Source organism: Streptomyces sp. NPDC059695, from assembly GCF_042733785.1.
Classification (GTDB): Bacteria; Actinomycetota; Actinomycetes; order Streptomycetales; family Streptomycetaceae; genus Streptomyces.
This window is the reverse complement of sequence record NZ_JBHWFF010000006.1, coordinates 219,873-238,097: the sequence shown is the minus strand read 5'-3', so window position 1 is coordinate 238,097 and position 18,225 is coordinate 219,873. Positions and strand designations below refer to the sequence as shown.

General features: G+C 72.6%; 18 protein-coding genes and 1 riboswitch. Of the genes, 10 read left to right on the top strand and 8 right to left on the bottom strand.

Annotation, left to right across the window (positions count from 1 at the left end):
- Positions 1-20 precede the first annotated feature (20 nt).
- From ACFV2S_RS10535 to ACFV2S_RS10510, 6 genes are all read left to right on the top strand, one after another.
- Positions 21-560: an ArsR/SmtB family transcription factor gene (locus ACFV2S_RS10535; protein ID WP_385556142.1), complete on the top strand. Its 540-nt coding sequence runs from the start codon at positions 21-23 to the stop codon at positions 558-560.
- On the top strand, positions 557-1,855 hold the full coding sequence (locus ACFV2S_RS10530; protein ID WP_385556140.1) for an MFS transporter: 1,299 nt from the start codon (positions 557-559) through the stop codon (positions 1,853-1,855). Before ACFV2S_RS10535 ends, ACFV2S_RS10530 begins: the two co-directional genes overlap by 4 nt.
- 163 nt (positions 1,856-2,018) lie before the next feature.
- The gene (locus ACFV2S_RS10525; RefSeq protein ID WP_385556138.1) at positions 2,019-2,792 is read left to right on the top strand and encodes a glycosyltransferase family 2 protein; all 774 of its coding nucleotides are present in this window, start codon (positions 2,019-2,021) and stop codon (positions 2,790-2,792) included.
- Positions 2,793-3,060: 268 nt separating this feature from the next.
- Entirely contained in the window at positions 3,061-3,597 is a 537-nt protein-coding gene (locus tag ACFV2S_RS10520; RefSeq protein ID WP_385556136.1) for a hypothetical protein, read from the top strand.
- A 20-nt stretch (positions 3,598-3,617) separates the two neighbouring features.
- Positions 3,618-4,802 carry a sensor histidine kinase gene (locus ACFV2S_RS10515; protein WP_385556134.1) on the top strand — a complete coding sequence of 395 codons (1,185 nt, stop codon included), beginning with the start codon at positions 3,618-3,620 and terminating at the stop codon, positions 4,800-4,802.
- On the top strand, positions 4,799-5,467 hold the full coding sequence (locus ACFV2S_RS10510; RefSeq protein WP_385556132.1) for a response regulator: 669 nt from the start codon (positions 4,799-4,801) through the stop codon (positions 5,465-5,467). The genes ACFV2S_RS10515 and ACFV2S_RS10510 overlap by 4 nt, the downstream gene beginning before the upstream one ends.
- A gap of 15 nt (positions 5,468-5,482) precedes the next feature.
- On the opposite strand, the gene ACFV2S_RS10505 is transcribed toward ACFV2S_RS10510, so the two are convergent.
- From ACFV2S_RS10505 to ACFV2S_RS10480, 6 genes are all read right to left on the bottom strand, one after another.
- On the bottom strand, positions 5,483-6,184 hold the full coding sequence (locus tag ACFV2S_RS10505) for a bleomycin resistance protein (protein ID WP_385556130.1): 702 nt from the start codon (positions 6,182-6,184) through the stop codon (positions 5,483-5,485).
- Positions 6,185-6,220: 36 nt separating this feature from the next.
- Positions 6,221-7,462: a cytochrome P450 gene (locus tag ACFV2S_RS10500; protein ID WP_385556128.1), complete on the bottom strand. Its 1,242-nt coding sequence runs from the start codon at positions 7,460-7,462 to the stop codon at positions 6,221-6,223.
- A gap of 24 nt (positions 7,463-7,486) precedes the next feature.
- A complete protein-coding gene (locus tag ACFV2S_RS10495) occupies positions 7,487-8,911 on the bottom strand; it encodes an NAD(P)/FAD-dependent oxidoreductase (RefSeq protein ID WP_383789120.1) in 1,425 nt (474 codons plus the stop codon).
- Complete coding sequence (locus ACFV2S_RS10490) at positions 8,868-9,092, bottom strand: ferredoxin (protein WP_383789125.1); 225 nt, start codon at positions 9,090-9,092, stop codon at positions 8,868-8,870. The genes ACFV2S_RS10495 and ACFV2S_RS10490 overlap by 44 nt, the downstream gene beginning before the upstream one ends.
- A gap of 110 nt (positions 9,093-9,202) precedes the next feature.
- Positions 9,203-9,841, bottom strand: a complete 639-nt coding sequence (locus tag ACFV2S_RS10485) for a hypothetical protein (RefSeq protein WP_385556126.1) — start codon at positions 9,839-9,841, stop codon at positions 9,203-9,205.
- 141 nt (positions 9,842-9,982) lie between these two features.
- Entirely contained in the window at positions 9,983-10,639 is a 657-nt protein-coding gene (locus ACFV2S_RS10480; protein WP_383799475.1) for a hypothetical protein, read from the bottom strand.
- Between the two features lie 339 nt (positions 10,640-10,978).
- A riboswitch (SAM riboswitch) is annotated at positions 10,979-11,120 on the top strand.
- Between the two features lie 189 nt (positions 11,121-11,309).
- On the opposite strand from ACFV2S_RS10480, the gene ACFV2S_RS10475 reads away from it, so the two are divergent.
- Both ACFV2S_RS10475 and ACFV2S_RS10470 read left to right on the top strand, forming a co-directional pair.
- Positions 11,310-12,032, top strand: coding sequence for an IclR family transcriptional regulator (locus ACFV2S_RS10475; protein WP_385556123.1), 723 nt, complete (start codon positions 11,310-11,312; stop codon positions 12,030-12,032).
- Positions 12,033-12,129: 97 nt separating this feature from the next.
- The gene (locus tag ACFV2S_RS10470) at positions 12,130-12,870 is read left to right on the top strand and encodes a class I SAM-dependent DNA methyltransferase (RefSeq protein ID WP_385556121.1); all 741 of its coding nucleotides are present in this window, start codon (positions 12,130-12,132) and stop codon (positions 12,868-12,870) included.
- Between the two features lie 43 nt (positions 12,871-12,913).
- Here the strand turns inward: ACFV2S_RS10470 and ACFV2S_RS10465 are convergent, their stop codons facing one another.
- Positions 12,914-13,780, bottom strand: a complete 867-nt coding sequence (locus tag ACFV2S_RS10465) for an oxygenase MpaB family protein (RefSeq protein WP_385556119.1) — start codon at positions 13,778-13,780, stop codon at positions 12,914-12,916.
- Positions 13,781-14,090: 310 nt separating this feature from the next.
- On the opposite strand from ACFV2S_RS10465, the gene ACFV2S_RS10460 reads away from it, so the two are divergent.
- Both ACFV2S_RS10460 and ACFV2S_RS10455 read left to right on the top strand, forming a co-directional pair.
- Positions 14,091-14,486, top strand: a complete 396-nt coding sequence (locus ACFV2S_RS10460) for a hypothetical protein (RefSeq protein ID WP_385556118.1) — start codon at positions 14,091-14,093, stop codon at positions 14,484-14,486.
- A gap of 113 nt (positions 14,487-14,599) precedes the next feature.
- Positions 14,600-16,612, top strand: a complete 2,013-nt coding sequence (locus tag ACFV2S_RS10455) for an ATP-binding protein (RefSeq protein ID WP_385556117.1) — start codon at positions 14,600-14,602, stop codon at positions 16,610-16,612.
- A 70-nt stretch (positions 16,613-16,682) separates the two neighbouring features.
- Here the strand turns inward: ACFV2S_RS10455 and ACFV2S_RS10450 are convergent, their stop codons facing one another.
- A complete protein-coding gene (locus ACFV2S_RS10450; RefSeq protein WP_385556116.1) occupies positions 16,683-18,086 on the bottom strand; it encodes a hypothetical protein in 1,404 nt (467 codons plus the stop codon).
- Positions 18,087-18,225: the final 139 nt, after the last annotated feature.

Sequence of the window (18,225 nt, the reverse complement as noted above, 5' to 3'; positions counted from 1 at the left end):
GAAGTGTTGACCATTGGAGCATGCCAACTGACGATCTTCCAGAGACGTTCCGCGTCACCACGGACGAGCAGCTCCGAGCCGTCTCCAACCTCACCCGTCACCGGATCATGGCGGTGCTCCGCTTCGAGCCCGCGACGATCACCCAGATCGCCGAGCGCGTGGGGCTCGCGAAGGGCAGTTCGAGCTACCACGTGCGGCTGCTGGAGCGGGCGGGCCTGGTCAAGGTGGTACGGACGCGCAAGGTGCGGGGCGTCACCGAGCGGTACTACGCCATGGCCGCGCGGTCGATCGAGCTGCCGGATCCGGGCGAGGGAAGTCCGGACGTGCTGATGCGCCACGCCGTGGCCGACCTGGAGGCCGCCCCGAAGGACGGCGAGCGGCACGTCGGGATGATGCACCTGCGGCTCACCGACGAGCAGTTCGCGGAGCTGGGCGCGCGGCTGGAGGCGCTGGCGGTCGAGTACAGGAAACTGTCCGACCCCTCGCTGCCGGACGCGTCGCTCGTCTTCGCGCTGTTCCACCCGGGGTCGCGCGGCCAGGTCGGAGGGGATGCCAAGTGACGCAAGACGTACAGAAGTTGCCGGCCGGGTTCGGCCGCCTGTGGACCGCCCAGACGGTGTCCTCGCTCGGCGACGGGGTGATGCACGCCGCGCTGCCGCTGCTCGCGCTGACCCTGACGCGGGACCCGATGGCCCTGGCCGTCGTCACCGCCGCCGGAACGGTGCCGTGGCTCCTCTTCGGGATACTCGGCGGCGCGCTGGTGGACCGCTGGGACCGCCGCCGCACCATGTGGGTCGCGGACGCGGCCCGTGCGGTGCTGCTCGCGATACCGGCGGCAGCGGCCGCGCTCGACGTGCTGAGCATTCCGCTGCTCGCGGTCGTCGCCTTCCTCCTGGGCCTCGGCGGGCTCTTCTTCGACACGGCCGCCACGGCCTATCTGCCGGATCTGCTCGGCCGGGCTCCCGCTCTCCTGGAGCGCGCCAACTCCCGGCTGCGCGGCACCCAGACCGCCGCGTCCGGGTTCGCGGGACCGCCCGCGGGCAGTGCCCTGCTCGCGCTCGGGCGGTCGGTACCGCTGGTCGCCGACGCGGTGTCGTTCGCGGTCTCCGCCCTGCTCGTACGGTCGCTCCCCGCCACGCCCCGGCCCGTACCCCAGGCCCGTGAGTCGCTGCTGCGGCAGGCGCGGGCCGGAGCCTCGTACGTGTTCCGGGATCGGCTGCTGCTCGGACTGGCCCTGCGTCCGGCGGTCGGGAACATCGCCTTCGTCGCCGTGGAGACCGTGCTGGCCCTCTTCGCGCACTCCCGTCTCGGCGTCGACACCTTCGGCTTCGGTCTGCTCCTCACGGCGGAGGCCACCGGCGGCCTGCTCGGCGCGGGCATCGCCTCCTTCCTCGGGCGACGACTCGGCACCGGCGCCGCGCTGACCGTCACGGCCGCGGTCGAGGGCCTCGCCGTCCTGGGGCTCGCCTCCGCCCGGGACCCGTACGTCGCCGGCCTCGCCCTCGCCGTCTGCGGAGCGGGCGTGGGCGCCACGATGGTGCTCGCCCCCTCCCTCCGGCAGTCGATCGTCCCCGGCCATCTGATGGGCCGCGTCGCCTCGACCTCCCGCATGCTCTCCATGTGCGCGGCCCCGTTCGGCGCCTTCCTCGCCGGCTGGCTGGCCACCGCGTACGACGTGCGCACCCCGCTCTACACCGCGGCGGGCCTCCTCCTGACCATGACCGCCGTCACGTCGACCATGACGACGAACCGCCGGGTGGAGGCGGCGCTGCGCGCCGCCGCGGACGCCGCACCGGATCAGCCCGGGTCCCCGACGCGGCCGACCGCCGCCTCCGCTCCGGCCGGCACGGCCTGACCCGGGGCGGGCGTGGCGCCTCGGCCCCGCGAGCCCCCGCGGACGGGTGCTCCGAGGCACGGCCCGCGGGCGTCCGGCACCGCTGCGCGACCTGCGCGGCGGTCCCCGCTCGGCCGCGGTGCTTGAATGGAGCCTCGTTCCTGGTCCTGCAAGGAGATGCGCTGTGCCCCTGGTGTCTGTCGTGATGCCCGTGTTCAATTCGGCCTCCACCCTCGGCGCCGCCGTCCGCTCCGTCCTCACACAGACCCACACCGACCTGGAGCTGCTGGTCACCGACGACCGGTCCTCCGACGACTCCATGGAGCTGCTCCGCGAGTTCGCCGCGCGGGACGAGCGCGTCCTGGTCGAGTCGGCGCCCGAGCAGGGCGGTGCCGGCCGGGCCCGCAACCTGGCCATCGAGCGGGCCCGTGGGGACTACGTCGCCTTCCTCGACAGTGACGACATGTGGCTTCCGGAGAAGACGGAGAAGCAGCTCGCCTTCGCCGCCGAGGGGACCGCGCCCCTGACGTTCACCTCGTACTTCAAGATGGACGCCGACCACGACGGCGACAGCACGGACTGGGTCCCGAACGGGCGGGTGGTCCGTGCGCGGGAGCACGTGGACTACCGCGCGATGCTGGTCAGGGACTACATCGGCGCCCTCACCGCCATGTACGACCGCAACGCCCTGGGCACGAGGCTGATGCCGGAGATGCGCAAGCGCCAGGACTACGCCCTGTGGCTGTCGATCATGCGGGACGGCGCCGACGCGCGGGGGCTGACGGAGCCGCTCGCGGTCTACCGGGCCCATCAGGCCGGGTCCCTGTCCTCCAACAAGATGTCGCTCGTCCAGTACAACTGGTCCCTGTACCGCGAGCACGAGCACCTGTCGGTCCCGCGGTCGACGCGGGCGCTGGCCGGCGCGGTGTGGCAGTCCCTGCGCAACTCGCGCATCTAGCCGCGCCGCCGCGGGACGGTCACCGCGCACACGGCAGGGGCGGAATCCACGGTCGCGGCCAGGCGGCGCCCGGTCCCGTCCTGGTGCTCCCGGACGGGGGCGAGCACCAGGTGAAGGTGTGGTGGTTCGCATCGGGGCAGGCCGGCGATCCGGAGCGCTACGACATCCGCGTGTGGCTGTGCCCCGACGGGGGTGGACAGGGTTTCTCCACCCGTACCTCCACCCATGGGTGCAGGCCTCGGGAGGAGGGTTTCCCGATGCTTGAGCCATGACTCTCACCGACTGGCTCGTCGACATCGCGCTCATCCTCATCGTCTTCCGGCAGCTGCGGGAAGGGCGGCTGGGGCCCCGGTCCTACCTGCTTCCCCTGGGGACCGTGGCCTTCTTCGCCTCGCAGTACCTCGACGGTCTGCCTACGGAGGGCAACGACCTCGTGCTCATCGGCGCGACCGTGGCGGTGGGGGCGGCGCTCGGCATCGCCGGTGGCGTCTTCACCCGGATCCGCTCGCTGAACGGCGATCTCCTGATCAAGGCCGGGGCGGTCTCGGCCGTCCTGTGGGTCCTCGGCATGGGCGCCCGCCTGGCGTTCCAGCTGTGGGTCGACCACGGCGGCGCCGACGACGTCGCGAGGTTCAGCGTCGAGCACCGGATCACCAGCCAGCAGGCATGGGTCACCGCCCTGCTGCTGATGGCGGTCGCCGAGGTCGTCACCCGTCTGGCCACGATCTTCGTACGCAGCCGGATGGTCGCCCGTACGACGCGGCCCGCGACGCCGGCCGTGCCGCTGGCCGGCCGGGTGCGGTGATCATGCCGTATCGTCGCAGCATGCCACTGAGGAACCGGTGGATTCCCGGCCGGGCCGAGGAGACCGAGCCACGGCCCACGGAGCGGATCCGGCTCGCTCAGTGGGTGTGGGCGGTCGTTCTCCTCGTCGTCGAGGTCCTCACGCTTCGGCCGATGGGCCTCAGTGGCCGCGGTCTCGCTGTGGCCCTGCTCCTCGCGGTCAACTTCGGCGTCTTCGCCCTGCGGCTCGTTCCCCGGCGGTTCCTTCCCGAGCGCCTCCTCCTGCTCCTGATGGTGGTCGGTGTCGTGGCGGCGGCCGCGTTGATGGCGGTCGCGGAATCGGGGACGGCGTCGCTCTTCGCCTTCTTCCTCGCCGCCTTCATCGGCTACCGGCTGGAGGCCGGACAAGCCACGGTCCTCGCGGTCGCGCTGAGCCTGCTGAGCGGCGTCGCCCTCGCGTCGCAGGCCGAGCCCGGCCAGCAGGGGCTGCTGTTCACGGCCGGGCTGTCCACCGGCGCGCTGGTCCTGGCGGGCATGTCGGGCCGGAGCCGGAATCAGGCCGTCGAGGCCGCGATCTCGGCTGCCGAATCAGCCGAGCGAGCCGCTCGCGCCGAGGCCCGCACGCTGGTGCTGACCGAACGGGGCCGGGTGGCACGGGACGTCCACGACGTCCTCGCGCACTCCTTGGCCGGCATCAACATGCAGCTCGAACTGGCGGACGCGCTGATCGAGGTCGGTGAGACGGAGAAGGCCCGCCAGGCGACCGCGCGGGCGCAGAGTCTGGTGCGGGAGAGCCTGAAGCAGGCGCAGTGGACCGTCCGTGCGCTGCGCGAGGAGGCCTTGCCCCTGCTGGAGAGTCTCACCGCCCTGCTCGAATCGTCCGGGCACCACGAGGGACTCACGGTGACCGGGACGGTGCGCGAGCTGCCCACCCGGGTGACGCACGACCTCCTGCGGATCGCGCAGGAGGCGCTGACCAACGCCACGCGCCACGCTCCCGGGGGAAGGGTGCGGGTGGCGGTGGCGTACGACGAGGGGACGACCACCTTGACCATCGTCAACGAGCCGGGGACGATGCCGGCGTCCGCCACCGGTACGGGGAGCGGGATGGGGCTGATCGGCATCCGTGAGCGCGTCGCCCTCATGAACGGAACGGTGACGACGGGTCTCGTGCCGTCCGGCCCCCGGCGGGGGTCCTGGAAGGTCGAGGTGGTGATCCCGGTATGAGCGAGTCGGCCGCGGCCTCTCCCCTGATCAGCGTGGTCGTCGCCGACGACCAGGCCGCCGTCCGCGAGCCCCTGGCGATGGTTCTCGCGCTCGCCGGGGACATCCGCGTCGTCGGGACCGCCGCCAACGGACGCGAGGTGCTGGACATCGTCGCCGGAGAGCCGGTCGACGTCGTCCTGATGGACCTGCGGATGCCGGGGATGGACGGCACCGAGGCGACGCGTCGGCTGAGCGAGGCGCACCCGGACGTGGCCGTGGTGGTGCTCACGACGTTCGCCGACGACGACTCGATCATGGCCGCGCTGGCCGCGGGTGCCCGTGGGTATCTGACGAAGAACGCGGGCCGCGAGGACATCGCACGTGCGATCCGCGCCGCCGCCGCCGGCCAGTCGGTCCTGGACCAGGAGGTGCGCGACCGTCTGCTCGCCGCCGTGACCGGGGCCCAGCGGTCCGCGCCGACGGCTGCCCTGCCCGAGGACCTGACCCCGCGCGAGCGCGAGGTGCTGGCGCTGATCGGGCAGGGGCTCCCGAACCGGGCGATCGCCGAGCGGCTCTTCGTCAGCGAGGCCACGGTCAAGACGCACATCAACAACCTGTTCGCCAAGGCCGGCATCCGGGACCGCGCCGAGGCGGTGCGGCGGGCGATCGCCGCCGGCCTGGCGTGAGGCCGGACCCTCCGATCAGTTCAGCAGCTGGCCGAGGCGCTCCAGGTCGTCGTGCGCGGACTCCTGTTCCTCCGGAGTGAGGGGGACCGCGGTGGCGGCGGCGAGCGCGGACGTCGCGGTGTCCTTCTCGCCGAGGCGCGCGGCGACATCGGCCCGCAGGACGAGAAGACGCAGCAGTTGTACGGGCGCGGGCCGCTCGTCCCGAAGGCGCAGCGCCCGGTCGATGATCTTCGCGGCGGCCGCCGGGTCCTCCTTGGAGTCCGCGAGGAGGGATGCGTGGTGCAGGGCCCGGGCGAAGGTCTCCTCGGGGGCCGGCCGGTGGTGCTGGTCGTCGCTCGTCCGCTGCCCGAAGCGGATGCAGTTGCCGCCCGGGTCGGTCATGAGGAACTGGCGCACGCCGTGTGACGTGTTCTTCAGCGGCCCGATCCGTGGCAGCCCGCGGTTCGGCACTCTCCCGTACGCCGCCTTCAGGCCGGCCCGGAAGTTCGCGTACAGCCCGTCGACGTCATCGGTCTGGACGATGCACGTGCTGAACGACCCGGCCGGCTCGTACCGCTTCATGCCGAAGAAGTGCAGGTGTATGCCTCCGCGCTGGACGGCCAGGTAGGGACTGGGGCTCGCCTGTTGGAAGGTCACCTCGAACCCGAGGGTCGTGTAGAAGTCGCGAACGGGCTGGATCGTCCGGCACGGCAGGATCGGAATGGTCTTCTCACCCATGCAGACCACTCTAGTCAAGATTGACTAGAGAAGGCATCACGCGTCTCGGGACCTGATCCCGTCGCACGCGATGTGCAGATGGCGCGGCCCGCGCAGTACGGCGTTCTGGCGGTACGGGGGCGGGTCGTCGAGCAGACGGGGGTTCTCCAGCCTCCGGGCCAGCTCCGACAGGGCGAGCTGGGCCTCCAGCCGGGCGAGCGGTGCGCCGAAGCAGCTGTGGATGCCGCTGCCCAGGCCGAGGTGCTGGATGTCCGGGCGGTCCGGGTCGAAGCGGTCCGGGTTCTCGAAGCGCTGGGGGTCGCGGTTGCCGGACGCCAGGACCAGCCAGAGGGTCGAGCCCTTGGGAATGGTGACGCCCCGGACGTCGACGTCGGCGAGGGTGGTGCGACCCGGGAGCAGCTGCACCGGCGGCTCGAAGCGGAGCAGTTCCTCGACGATCGGGACGGCCAGGCGCGGTTCGGTCTTCAGGCGCTGGAGGACGTCGGGATGACGCAGCAGGGTCAGCATCCCGTTGGTGATGAGGTTGACCGTGGTCTCGTGGCCCGCGATCAGGAGCAGTGCCGCCGTGCTGAGCAGCTCCATCGTGGTCATGGGACCGTCCGGCCCCTTGGCCGTCGCGAGCTGGGAGAGCATGTCGTCCCCGGGGTTCTTCCGGCGCTCCTCGATGAGGCCCGCCAGGTACATGCCCAGCTCCATCCGGGCCTCGTGCGCGCCCTTGCCCCGCTCGGCCGGGTCGGCGTCCGGGTCGGGGTCGAGGCTGGCGGCGAGGGTGTCCGCCCAGGTGTGGAAGCGTGCCTCGTCCTCGCGCGGCACTCCGAGCAGTCTGCAGATCACCGTCACGGGAAACGGGTAGGAGAACTCCTCCACCAGGTCGATCCGGCCCGGGTCGGCGAGACCGTCGATGAGGCCGTCGACGATGGCGTGGAGCTCCGGGCGCATTCCGTCGACCCGGCGGGGGGAGTGCGGCGGGCCGAAGTGCCGGTTCGTCATGCGCCGCATGCGGTCGTGTTCGGGCGGGTCGAGCCGGAGGAAGCTCGGCGGCAGGGCGCTCTCCTCGGGGGACGACTCCGCCAGCGGGTCGGCGCCGGAGGCCTGGTTGCGGGCGTCGGAGCTGATCCGGGGATCGTGGAGGAGGCTGCGGATCTCGTAGTAGGTGCTGATCACGTACGGCCCGTCGGCCTCGTGATGGACCGGGGTCTTCCGCAGCTCCTCGTAGACCGGGTACGGGTCGGCCCGGTTGGCGTAGTCCAGGATCTGGTGCAGCAGGGTGGGCGTCATGGCAGGTCCTTGTGGCCGTGCGGATCAGTGCGCGGGGGTGAACGTGATGCGGCGGTCGGCCGGCGAGTATCCGCTGAGGGTCACGGTGGGGCCGTGGCTGGGGACCGAGGGGTCCGGGAAGTCCGCGTCCATCGGGCGCTGTCCGTCCGCGTGCCGGTCGACCGTGGGGAACTGCGGCGGGAACGGCGCGGTCTTCTCGATGAGTTCCTTGTAGAACGGCAGCCATCGCCCCTGGTCGAAGGAGACGGCGCCGATGACGCGCCCCTGGTATCCGTAGACGCCGACGAACCGGCGGCTGTCCAGGGAGCCCTGCGTGATCAGGATCTCCGTCGCCATCGACGGCACGCCGACCGACTTGATGTTGACGCCGAACTGGGAGGACCAGAAGGCCGGCACGTCCATGTGCGGCAGGCGGTCGATGCTCGCGCTGAGCATGTTGTGCGCCGCGATCTCGGCCTGCGCGACGGCGTTGCCCCAGTGCTCCAGCGACAGGAACTGGTACCCGAAGAGGGGGTGGGGGCTGCGGGCGACGTCGCCCGCGGCGTAGATGTCGTCGGTGACGATGCCGCGGATGTCGAAGGCCCGGCACCCGGCGTCGCAGGCGATGCCGCGGGGTCCGGCGCCGAGCCCTGATCCGTACAGCCATTCGGTGTTGCGGAGGGCTCCGAGCGAGACGACCACCACGTCGGTCTCGACGGTGGAGCCGTCGGACAGATGCGCGGCGCGCACCCGTCCCGAGGCGTCTCCCTCCAGAGCGGTGACCATGACCCCGCAGCGCAGGTCCACACCGTGCTCGCGCTGGAGGCCGTCGGCCACCGCGGCGACCACCCCGCCGAGCGCGCCGACCAGGGGCGCCGCTCCGCGCTCGGCGACGGTGACGGGGATGCCTCGTTCGCGGCAGGCGGAGGCGACCTCCGAGCCGGCGAACCCTCCCCCGATGACGAGGACCCGCCGGGGTCCCTCGTCGAGCCGCCGGGCGAGCGCGGCGCCGTGGGCGCGCGTGCGCAGCACGAAGACGCCGTCGAGTTCCGCCTCCTCCTCGCGCGGCCACGGCCGTGCCCGGACACCCGTGGCGATCAGCAGCCGGTCGTACGGCACCTCGTCGCCGTCGGCCAGCCGCACCGTCCTCGCGGCCATGTCCAGGGCCGTGGCGGGAACGCCGAGCCGCCAGGTGGCGTCGACGGACCGGAGCCGGGGCAGAGCGGTCCGATCGGCGCGCGCCCTGCCCAGCAGGACGCCCTTGGACAGCGGGGGCCGGTCGTACGGCTCGCAGGGCTCGTCGCCGATCATGGTCAGCGATCCCGTGAAGCCCTTGGCGCGCAGGGTCTCGGCGGCCCGCAGGCCGGCCAGCGAGGCGCCGACGACGACGATGCGGCCCTCGCGTCTGAGCTGCTCCAGGGCTCCGTCACCGAGCACCGGGCACCGCCTCGGCCGGCTCGTCCACGTCATCGACGAGGATGGCCTGTACGGGGCAGGCCGCGGCGGCCTGGGCCAGCTTCTCGCGCAGGGCCTCGTCGGCGTCGGGGTCGTACAGCAGCGCCTCGTCGCCGTGCATGGTGAAGATCTCGGGAGCGAGGAACGCGCACTGCGCGTACCCCTGGCAGCGGTTCAGATCGACGGCAATGCTCACCACGGGATCGGTCCTCTCCAATGACCGGTATGCCCCCTGCGCCCACTCTCGTCGGCCGGGGGGTCCCCGGCGATGGGGAGCGGACCGATCGAGTGAGCCGTCCGGCCGGGTCAGGCCGAGGCGGCCGGGCGTGCCGCGGCGGACTCGCGGCCCCCCAGGATGTTCAGGCTGAGGACCAGGACCCAGGCCGGGAAGACCAGCTCCGACCAGGGCAGGCTCGCTCCCACCACGAGCAGCGTCAGACCCGCCAGGTAGCCGACGACGGCCAGCGGGCGCGGGAGGACGCCGAGCCGGTGGCCGATGGTCGAGGTCGTGATGACGAACACCGCCGCCATCCGCATGGCGTAGGTGGTCAGCAGCGCGTAGGCGACGTCGCGGCCGAAGGAGGAGCCCTGACCGCCCTCGTCGATCACGCTCCAGGCCGCCGCGGCGGCGCCGAACAGCGTGGCGACGAAGACCAGACCGCTGCCGAGGAAGACCGTGGAGACGAACTTGTCCTCGCGGTCGCCTCCCTGCTCACGCAGGGCGCCCATGAACCAGAGGAACGCGATCCCGGCGAACGGAATCAGTTCCAGCGCCGTCCGCACGGCGCTCCGCTGCCCCGCGTCCACGGTCGCTCCGGCCGCGTCGACTCCGCTCGGCAGGGCGATGCGCACCAGGACGATCGCCGTGGCCGTCAGGATCGCGAACACCACTCCCGCGACCCCGGCGGCCCAGCGCGTCGCGAGGCGCTTGTCCTTCCGCTCCATGCTCTCCCACTTCCTGCCTGCGCTTCCTTCGTCCAGACACCCGTGGTCGCGGGGCGCGCGCCACCGGAATCACCCGAGTGGAGCGCTCGGTGCGCCATACAGTCCATGGCGGGGCGGGGCGCGTGGGTTCTGCCGGATCCGTCAGCCGGTCACCGTGATCTGCTGGGCCGGGTCGGTGGTGTCGGTGAGCTGGTAGGTCGCGCTGAAGGTCGCGGACTGGTTGCCGGTCGGGCAGAGGAAGCCGCCCGTGGCCGTCGCGGGAACGGGGGCGTCGGCGATGGCCAGCCGGGACGGGGTGCCGTTGGTCCAGGTCCCGTTGACGGCGGTCGGTCCGGCCGGTGAGGCGGTGATGGTGCAGCTGGCGAGGCCGCTGGTCTTGATGAGGACGCCGCCCTTGGGGATGGTGAAGCCGCCGGTGGCGGGGGCGCCGTTCTGGAGGGTGAGGGTCCAGGGGCCGTTGGCGGCGTTGCTCGTGATGGTCACGTTCACGCCGAAGATGCTGGTCGTGCAGCCGCTGAAGCCGGGCGGGTTGACGGGGACGGAGACGGGGCCCGCCGCGTTGTGGTTGCCGGGGGCGGCGGGGACGGCGTTGTTGGCTCCGCTCGCCGGTACGGAGGCGGAGACGGTGCAGGTCATCGTGGTCGACCCGGCGACGAAGGTGGCCTTGCCCGTGAGCTTGGCGGCGAAGGAGTGACCGGCCGGCAGGACGGTGGTCGAGGCGGCCTGGGTGCCGCCTGCCCCGAAGGCGAGGGCTCCGGCGGCGGCGAGGCCGGTGAGGGAGACGAGCAGCTTGGTCATGAGTTCTCCTCGGTGATCGACGGTGGGGTGCGAGGAGGTGCGGGTCGTCGCACGGTGCGGTGCGCGGGGTGCCTGCGCGTGAGGTACGTACGCGTGGTGCGTGGGGGAACCGCGCAAAGTGACTTGAGAGTAGAACCGGTCGGTAGGGGTCCCCAAGGAAGAATCGCGCCACTCCTGACGATCCGTCAGCAAGGTTGACGCGACGGGGCGCTTGACACCGGAGCGGCCGGATCTGGGAAGCGCCGCGGCAGCCGCACGGCCGGACCGGATCGGCGGGGCGCCACTCCCGGCCGGGAGGCCGCTGGCAGGCCGCCCTGGGCGTCTTGTATCGTTCTCCGCGAATCATCCAGAGGGGTGGAGGGACCGGCCCTACGAAGCCCCGGCAACTCCCCGTTCGACTCGGCGCTCCCTGTTCGCGCCGCGCCGCCGGGATCAGTGCCAACTCCGGCCCGCGCCAACGTGGCGCGGGAAAAGATGAGGAGACACGGTGCTCTCTGTGCTGTCCTTCGCCCTGGCCCTGCCCGCCCCGGGCCTCCCGCGTACCCGTCTCGTGATCGCCGCGGCGTATCGGCCGACCTCGTCGACCCTTCCCCGCTGAGCATCCCCTCCCTCCCTGCGTGAGATCGCCGCGAGCCTTCGCGCGCGAACCGAGACTGGAGTACCTCTTTTCATGGACATTCCGGATATTTCCAGTGGTGTCGGCGTGCTGGACAAGGCCGCGGTGATCCTCGGTGCGCTCGCGGCGGGCCCGGCCACCCTGGCCGGGCTGGTCTCCGCCACCGGCCTGTCGCGCCCCACGGCCCATCGACTCGCCCTCGCACTCGAACGCCACCGTCTGGTCGCCAGGGACCTGCAGGGCCGCTTCGTCCTCGGCCCGCGGCTCGGCGAGCTCTCGGCCGCCGCGGACGAGGACAGCCTGCTGACCGCGGCCGGTCCGGTCCTCATCTCCCTCAGGGACGCGACCGGCGAGAGCGCCCAGCTCTACCGCCGCCAGGGCGAGGTGCGCGTCTGCGTCGCCGCCGCCGAGCGGACCTCCGGACTGCGCGACATCGTGCCGGTCGGGTCCACGCTCCCCATGAAGGTCGGCTCCGCCGCCCAGGTCCTGCTCGCCTGGGAGGAACCCGAGCGCTTCTACCAGGGCCTGCAGGGTGCCCGCTTCACGGCCACGGCGCTGAGCGGCGTACGACGCCGGGGCTGGGCCCAGTCGATCGGTGAGCGCGAGCCCGGCATGGCCTCCGTCTCCGCCCCGGTCCGTGGCCCCTCCGACCGTGTCGTGGCCGCCGTCACGGTCACCGGACCGATCCAGCGCCTCACCCGGCAGCCCGGCGCCCGGCTCGCGAAGGCCGCCGTCGCCGCGGCCGACCGCCTCACCGCGGTCGTCTCCCACGCATGACCACGACGGAGCCTGGGGGCCGACCCTCCCCCGGACCGGCGCCGCCGGAGGACAATCGGGTCGACAGCGCCCCTTGCACCGGGCAGAGTTGCGGGCCGTGACAAGCAGTGAGCTGTGGACCCGTGAGACCGCCGAACGCTACGACGCCGGGGAGACCGAGATGTCCTCGGCCGCCGTCCTCGGACCGACCCTCTCGTTCCTCGCCGACCTCGCCGGAGACGGCCGGGCCCTGGAGTTCGCCATCGGAACCGGACGCGTGGGCGTCCCGCTCCGGGAGCGCGGCGTGCCGGTGACCGGCATCGAACTCTCCGAGCCCATGGCCGCCGTCCTACGGCGCAAGGTCGACGCCGGAGCGCTCCCGGTGACCATCGGGGACATGGCCACCACCGTCGTCCCAGGGGAGTTCTCCCTGGTCTACCTCGTCTACAACACCATCACCAACCTGCTCACACAGGACGAGCAGGTCGAGTGCTTCCGCAACGCCGCCCGTCACCTGGCACCCGGTGGCCGATTCGTCATCGAACTGGGGGTGCCGCCCTTGCGGTTCCTTCCTCCGGGCCAGGTCGCGGTGCCGTTCGACGTCTCCGAGCGGCATCTCGGCTTCGACACCTTCGACCTGGTCGGGCAGATCCTCGTCTCGCACCACTTCACGAGCGACGGCACGGACGGGCGGTACCGCAGGGACAGCTCCCGGCACCGGTACGCCTGGCCCGCGGAGCTCGACCTGATGGCGCGGATCGCCGGACTGGAGCTGGAGCGTCGCGTCGCCGACTGGGACGGGACCCCGTTCGCGCAGGACTCCACGAAACACATCTCCGTATGGCGCAAGCCCGCCTGAGGGCCGCGTGCGGCCGAGGGTCGGGGCACGGATCATGCACGGGTCACCGACCGGCTCCGGAAGGGAGCGGAGGCGTCACCCAGCGGATCGCCGTCGTGACCGCCCGCCCGCCGGGCCGCGCGAAGCGGAGGAGGATCCGGATCCGGCGGGGCACGGGCACCAGGTCCTGAGCCCACGACGGCAGGAGGTCCACCGCCGCTGCCGCGAGGAGGAGGTACGGCAGGCGCGCCGGCCAGGGCAGGGGCGGTGACACGAGCAGGTACCGGGCAGTCGCCGACGACTCGTCCGTCGCCTCCAGCTCCCGGCGACGGCCGCCGAGCGCCACGACGAGGTCGGCGCGGGTCCGCGGCGGATCGGGGACGCCCAGACGCACGGCGACCGACGCCATGTCCTCGACGTACGCGTCCTGTTGGCCGCCCGTCAGCGGACACAGACCGTAGCGCCGGTGGGCCTCCAGGAAGCAGTACGTCTCGGCCATGTGGACCCAGGACAGCAACGCCGGATCGGACGCACGGTAGGGCGCTCCGCCCGCCGCGCGCCCCGTCACCCGCGCGTGCACCGCGCGCACCCGCCCCACCGCCCGCTCGGCGTCCCGCTCCGTGCCGAAGGTGGTCTCGGCCAGGAAGGTGCTGGTCCGCTGCAGGCGCCCCCAGGGGTCGCCGCGGAATCCCGAGTGCGCCCAGACGGCCGCCATGGCGACGGGGTGCAGGGACTGGAGGAGAAGCGCGGCGAGGCCTCCGACGTACATCGAGGCATCGGCGTGCACGGTGCGCACGGGCCTGTCCGGGGCGAACCAGCGCGGCCCCGGGGTGCCATGGATCCGGGCACGCTTCCGATGCGCCTCCGGTCCGGCCACGCGCCGCAGGAGCGCGTCGCCCGCCTTCCTCCGCAGCCTTCCGACCAGGGGCACCGCGATCGCACTCCTCTCCTGGGCCTGCCGGGCGGCACACCGCGTCGTCGTCGTGTCACCGCACGCACGTCAGCGACCGGAGCTGGGGCCGGTCCCCCGCGAACATGCCACACTAGGACAAAGGTGCCACACGCGGCCGTTCTCGGAATCCGCGCACCGTTCCCTCCACGGTGTCTTCCGCGTCGAACCCTTGCGAAGTGCACAGCGAGCCTCACGGCTTCCGGCAATCGCCGCGCGAGTCGGAACGGCGCTCACACGCCGGCTGTCGCCGCGCTGTCCCCTTCCGGCTCGTTCGAAGGAGGAGTGTTTCATGACCACGACCATGAGAGTCCGCCGGCTGGTGGCGGGTGCCGCCGCGTCCGGCCTGTTGGCAGGTGGTGCCGCGCTCGGCATGGCCGGCTCGGCAGCGGCCGCTCCCGCCCCGTCGTCCGTCGCCACGTCCGTGGTGACCGACAACCACGGCGACCAGCACAAGCGACACGACCACCACGACCGGTGCGAGTGGAAGAAGGGGCACTGGGAGAAGAAGTGGGTCCCGGGCCACTGGGAGAAGAAGCAGTCCAACCATGACTCCTGGCGCCAGGGCCATCACGACGACCACGGGATGGGCGACCACGGGAAGGGCCAGCACGGGAAGTGGGTCTACGTTCCCGGGCACTGGGAGAAGGTGTGGGTGAAGGCCCACTGGGACTGCCACCAGCGGTGAGACTCGGCACATGACGTAAAGGGGTCGACCGCTCCGCCCCCGTGCGCCTCCATGGACGCAGCCCTTTCCCGAGCCGGCGACATGGAGGGGTTCGGGGCGCGCACAATACGGGGGTGCAGAGTTGGACGCCGCCGGAGCGCGGACCTTTCGTCGGACGGGACCATGAACTCGAGGCGCTGAGCGCCCGGTTGGAGCGGCACAGACTGGTGACGCTGGCCGGGGCCGGCGGAATCGGGAAGTCCCGCCTCGCGGCGCGCACCGTGCGTCTCCTCCCGCCCGACGCCTTCGAGAGCGTGCACTGGGTCCCCCTGTGGTCGCTGGGCGGCGGGACTCTCCTCGTCCCGCTGGTGGCCGACGCGTGCGGCCTGTCCGACCACTCGGCACGCGACCCCCTCGACGCGCTGGCCACCTGGCTCGGAACACGCCGCGTACTGCTCGTCCTCGACTCCTGCGAGCACCTGGTCGTCGCGTGCAGGGAGCTGGTGGAGACACTACTCGCACGCTGCCCCGGGCTCGTGGTGCTCGCCACCAGCCGGGAGCCGCTGGGCGGCGCCGGCGAGACCCTCTTCCCTCTGGGGCCCCTCTCGCTGGACTCGGACGCCATGGACCTGTTCGCCGCGCGCGCCGCGGCCGTGGGGGTGACCTGGGAGAGCCCCGAGGACCGGCTGGCCGCGAGCGAGGTGTGCCACTGGCTGGAGGGCATTCCGCTGGCCCTGGAGCTGGCCGCCGCACAACTCTCGGACCGGCCCGTACGCATCATGGCCCGCGTGCTGCGCGACAGGCTCTCGCTCGCGGAGCCTGCCGACAGCACGTTGCAGCCGGCCCGTCACCGTGCGCTGCGTACCACGATCGGGTGGAGTCACGAGCTGTGCGAGCCCCATGAGCGGCTGCTGTGGGCGAGGCTGTCGGTGTTCCGTGCCGACGCCGCCGTGGAGGACATCGCACGCGTGTGCGGTGGTGGTCCGTTGACCGGTGGCGCGCTGGAGAAGGCCCTCGACGGGCTGCGGCGCAAGAGCATCGTCACGGTGCTGCCCGACGGGCGGCTGCGGATACTCGACACCGTACGCGAGTACGGGGCCATGTGGCTCACGGAGCTCGCCGAGGCCCGGACGATCGCCGACCTCCACGCGCGGCACTTCCACGCACGCACCGCGTCCGCCGAGCGGGACTGGTGGGGGCCGCGCCAGGCCGCCGCGTACGCCCGGCTGGTCGGCTGCTTCGGCGACCTGTGCGCCGCGCTCGACCACCTGCTCGCCACCGATCCCCCGCAGGCGGCGGCGATGGCCGGGAGACTCGGCTTCTTCTGGGCCTGCTGCGGTCAGCTCCACGAGGCCGGGCACTATCTGGAGGAGTGCCTGCAGCTGGTCGCGGAACCCGCCGGCACCCTCGCGAGGGCCTGCTGGGCGCTCGGCGTGGTGCGCTGCCTCCGCGGGGAGTACGAGTCGGCCGCCCGGCTCGGCGCACGGGCACGGGAGCATGCGCTGCTGGCAGCGGACCCGGAGCTGCTCGCGGACGCCACGTACCTCCAGGGCCTCCTCATGCTGCTCCGCGGCGAACCCCTGCACGTGGTCGACGCGGCGGACCGGGCGCTGGCGCTTCTGGAGGGGAACACGCCCGCGGCGGCCCGGTGCCGGCTGGTCCGCGTGTTCGCGCTGACGGCCTCGGGCTCCCTTCGACGGGCGCGTGCCGAGGCGGAGGCGCTGCGGGCGGACTCGGTGTCGGCGGGGGAACACTGGACCCGTTCCTACGCCGAGTACCAGCTGGCGGTCATAGCGCTGGTCGAGGACCGCTCGGCCGAGGCCGCCTCCCACGCCAGGTCGATGCTGCGGGACAAGCGGACGATCGGCGACGCGTTCGGGCTGGCCCTCGGTCTGGATCTGCTGGCGGCCGCTCTGGCGGCGCTGGAACGGGCGGAGGAGTCCGCCACGGCGTACGGGGCGGGGCAGGCGTTCTGGGAGATGGTCGGGCATCCGCAGCGGGGCACCCCGGAACTGGGGCCGCTGCGGGAGCACTCCGAGCGGTCGGCCCGGCTGCAGATCGGAAGCGACGCGTACGACGCCGCCTATGTCCTGGCCACGCTCACCGACCCGTTCGACACGCTGAGCGACGTGCTCCGGCACCCCTGACGTCCCTGGGCCACAGGGGCCGGATGCCACGTGGCTCCGGCCCCTGCCGCACGGATGTGTCGGGATCGGGTCAGGTGCGGGGAACGCACGGGGCGCAGCAGGCCGGTGCCGGTTCGACGCAGACGGTGACGGAGTCGGTGTTGTCGGACGGGTCGGGGTCCTTCTCGGCGCCGGTGACGGTGGCCGTGTTGGTGACGCGGGCGGGCCTGGTGGCCTTCGCCCTCAGGACGAGGGTCGCGCGGGCCCCGACGGCGAGTCCGCCCACGGACCACTGCCCCGTCTCCGGGGCGTAGGCACCGGCGTCGGCGTCGGCGGACAGGAAGGTGAGTCCGCCCGGGAGGCGGTCGGCGACCGTGACGCCGGTCGCCGGACTGGGACCGGCGTTGTGGACGGTCAGTCGGTAGGTCACGGTCTGTCCGACGGTCACGGTGGTCGCGTCGGCCGCCTTCGTGACGTCCAGGTCGGCGGCCGGCCTGACCTCCGTCACGGCTTCGTCGGACGTGGCCGTCAGCGGCTCGGGGGTGGGGCCGAGCCGGTTCTCGTACGTGGCGGCGGCGGTGTTGGTCACCCGGGTGCCGGCCGTCTCCAGGCCGAGGGTGACCCGGTACTCGACGGTGGTGCCGTCCGGCAGCGCGGCGGTGTTGGCCAGGCTGCCGCCCTGGGAGGCGGAGGCCCCGGTGCCGAGCCGGAAGACCACGGTGTCGCTCGCGGGGTCGTACGCGGCCTGGTCGTCGCCCGCCCGGTCGGTCTTCACGCCCTCGTTCGGTCCGTCGATGATCCGCAGGGAGCCGGGCACGTACGTCGTCCCCGGCGGCAGGACGTCGGTGAGGGTGAGCCGTTCGGCGGCGCCGCCCCCCTCGTTCCTGGCCGTGATCCGGTACGTGACGACGTCGCCGACGTCCAACGGGCCGGCCGGTACGGCGGTCTTGCTGAGCACGACGTGGGGGGCGGTGCCGAAGAACACTCCGTCGAGGAAGTTGCCGATTCCGCGGTTGCCGCCGGCCGCCGAGACGGACCGGAATGCGAAGCGGGTGGTGGTCTGTCCGGCCGGGACGGTGTAGGTGCCGGTGTAGTACCCCCACGCGGTGTTCCCGTCGGTGAAGGTGCGCTGTTCGACCACGCTGCCCGGGGTGCCGATGTCCAGGGCCATGGTGTCCTGCCCCTGCCGCCCGCGGTGGGAGAGCCGCCAGTACAGCTTGGTGCCGGGGGTGGTCGGCAGGTCCTGGTAGAGGGTGGAGACCTGGTTGGCGTTCAGTTCGGCGAACTGCTCGCCCTCGGCCGAGGGCACGCCGTTGAAGCCGGAGTGCCAGACCTCGACCATGTGGTCGGTGGCGGTGGTGAGCCAGCCGGGGACGTGCCGCGGGGCCTGCGTCTGGGACGCGTCCGGCAGGAAGGCCATGTCGGTGACGGACGGCTGCTCGAAGCTTCCGTTGACGAGGGCGACCCTGAGCGGGACGGAGGGAGGTGTGCTCATGGTGACATCTCCGATCGGTCGACGGTGCGCGAGGGGCTCCACGGGCCCCGGGGGGGGGGGGGCGCGCGGGGGGGGGGGCGGGGGGGGTGAGTAGCCTGCAAATGACAGAACACCACCGCCAGCTCAGGAGATCACCGGG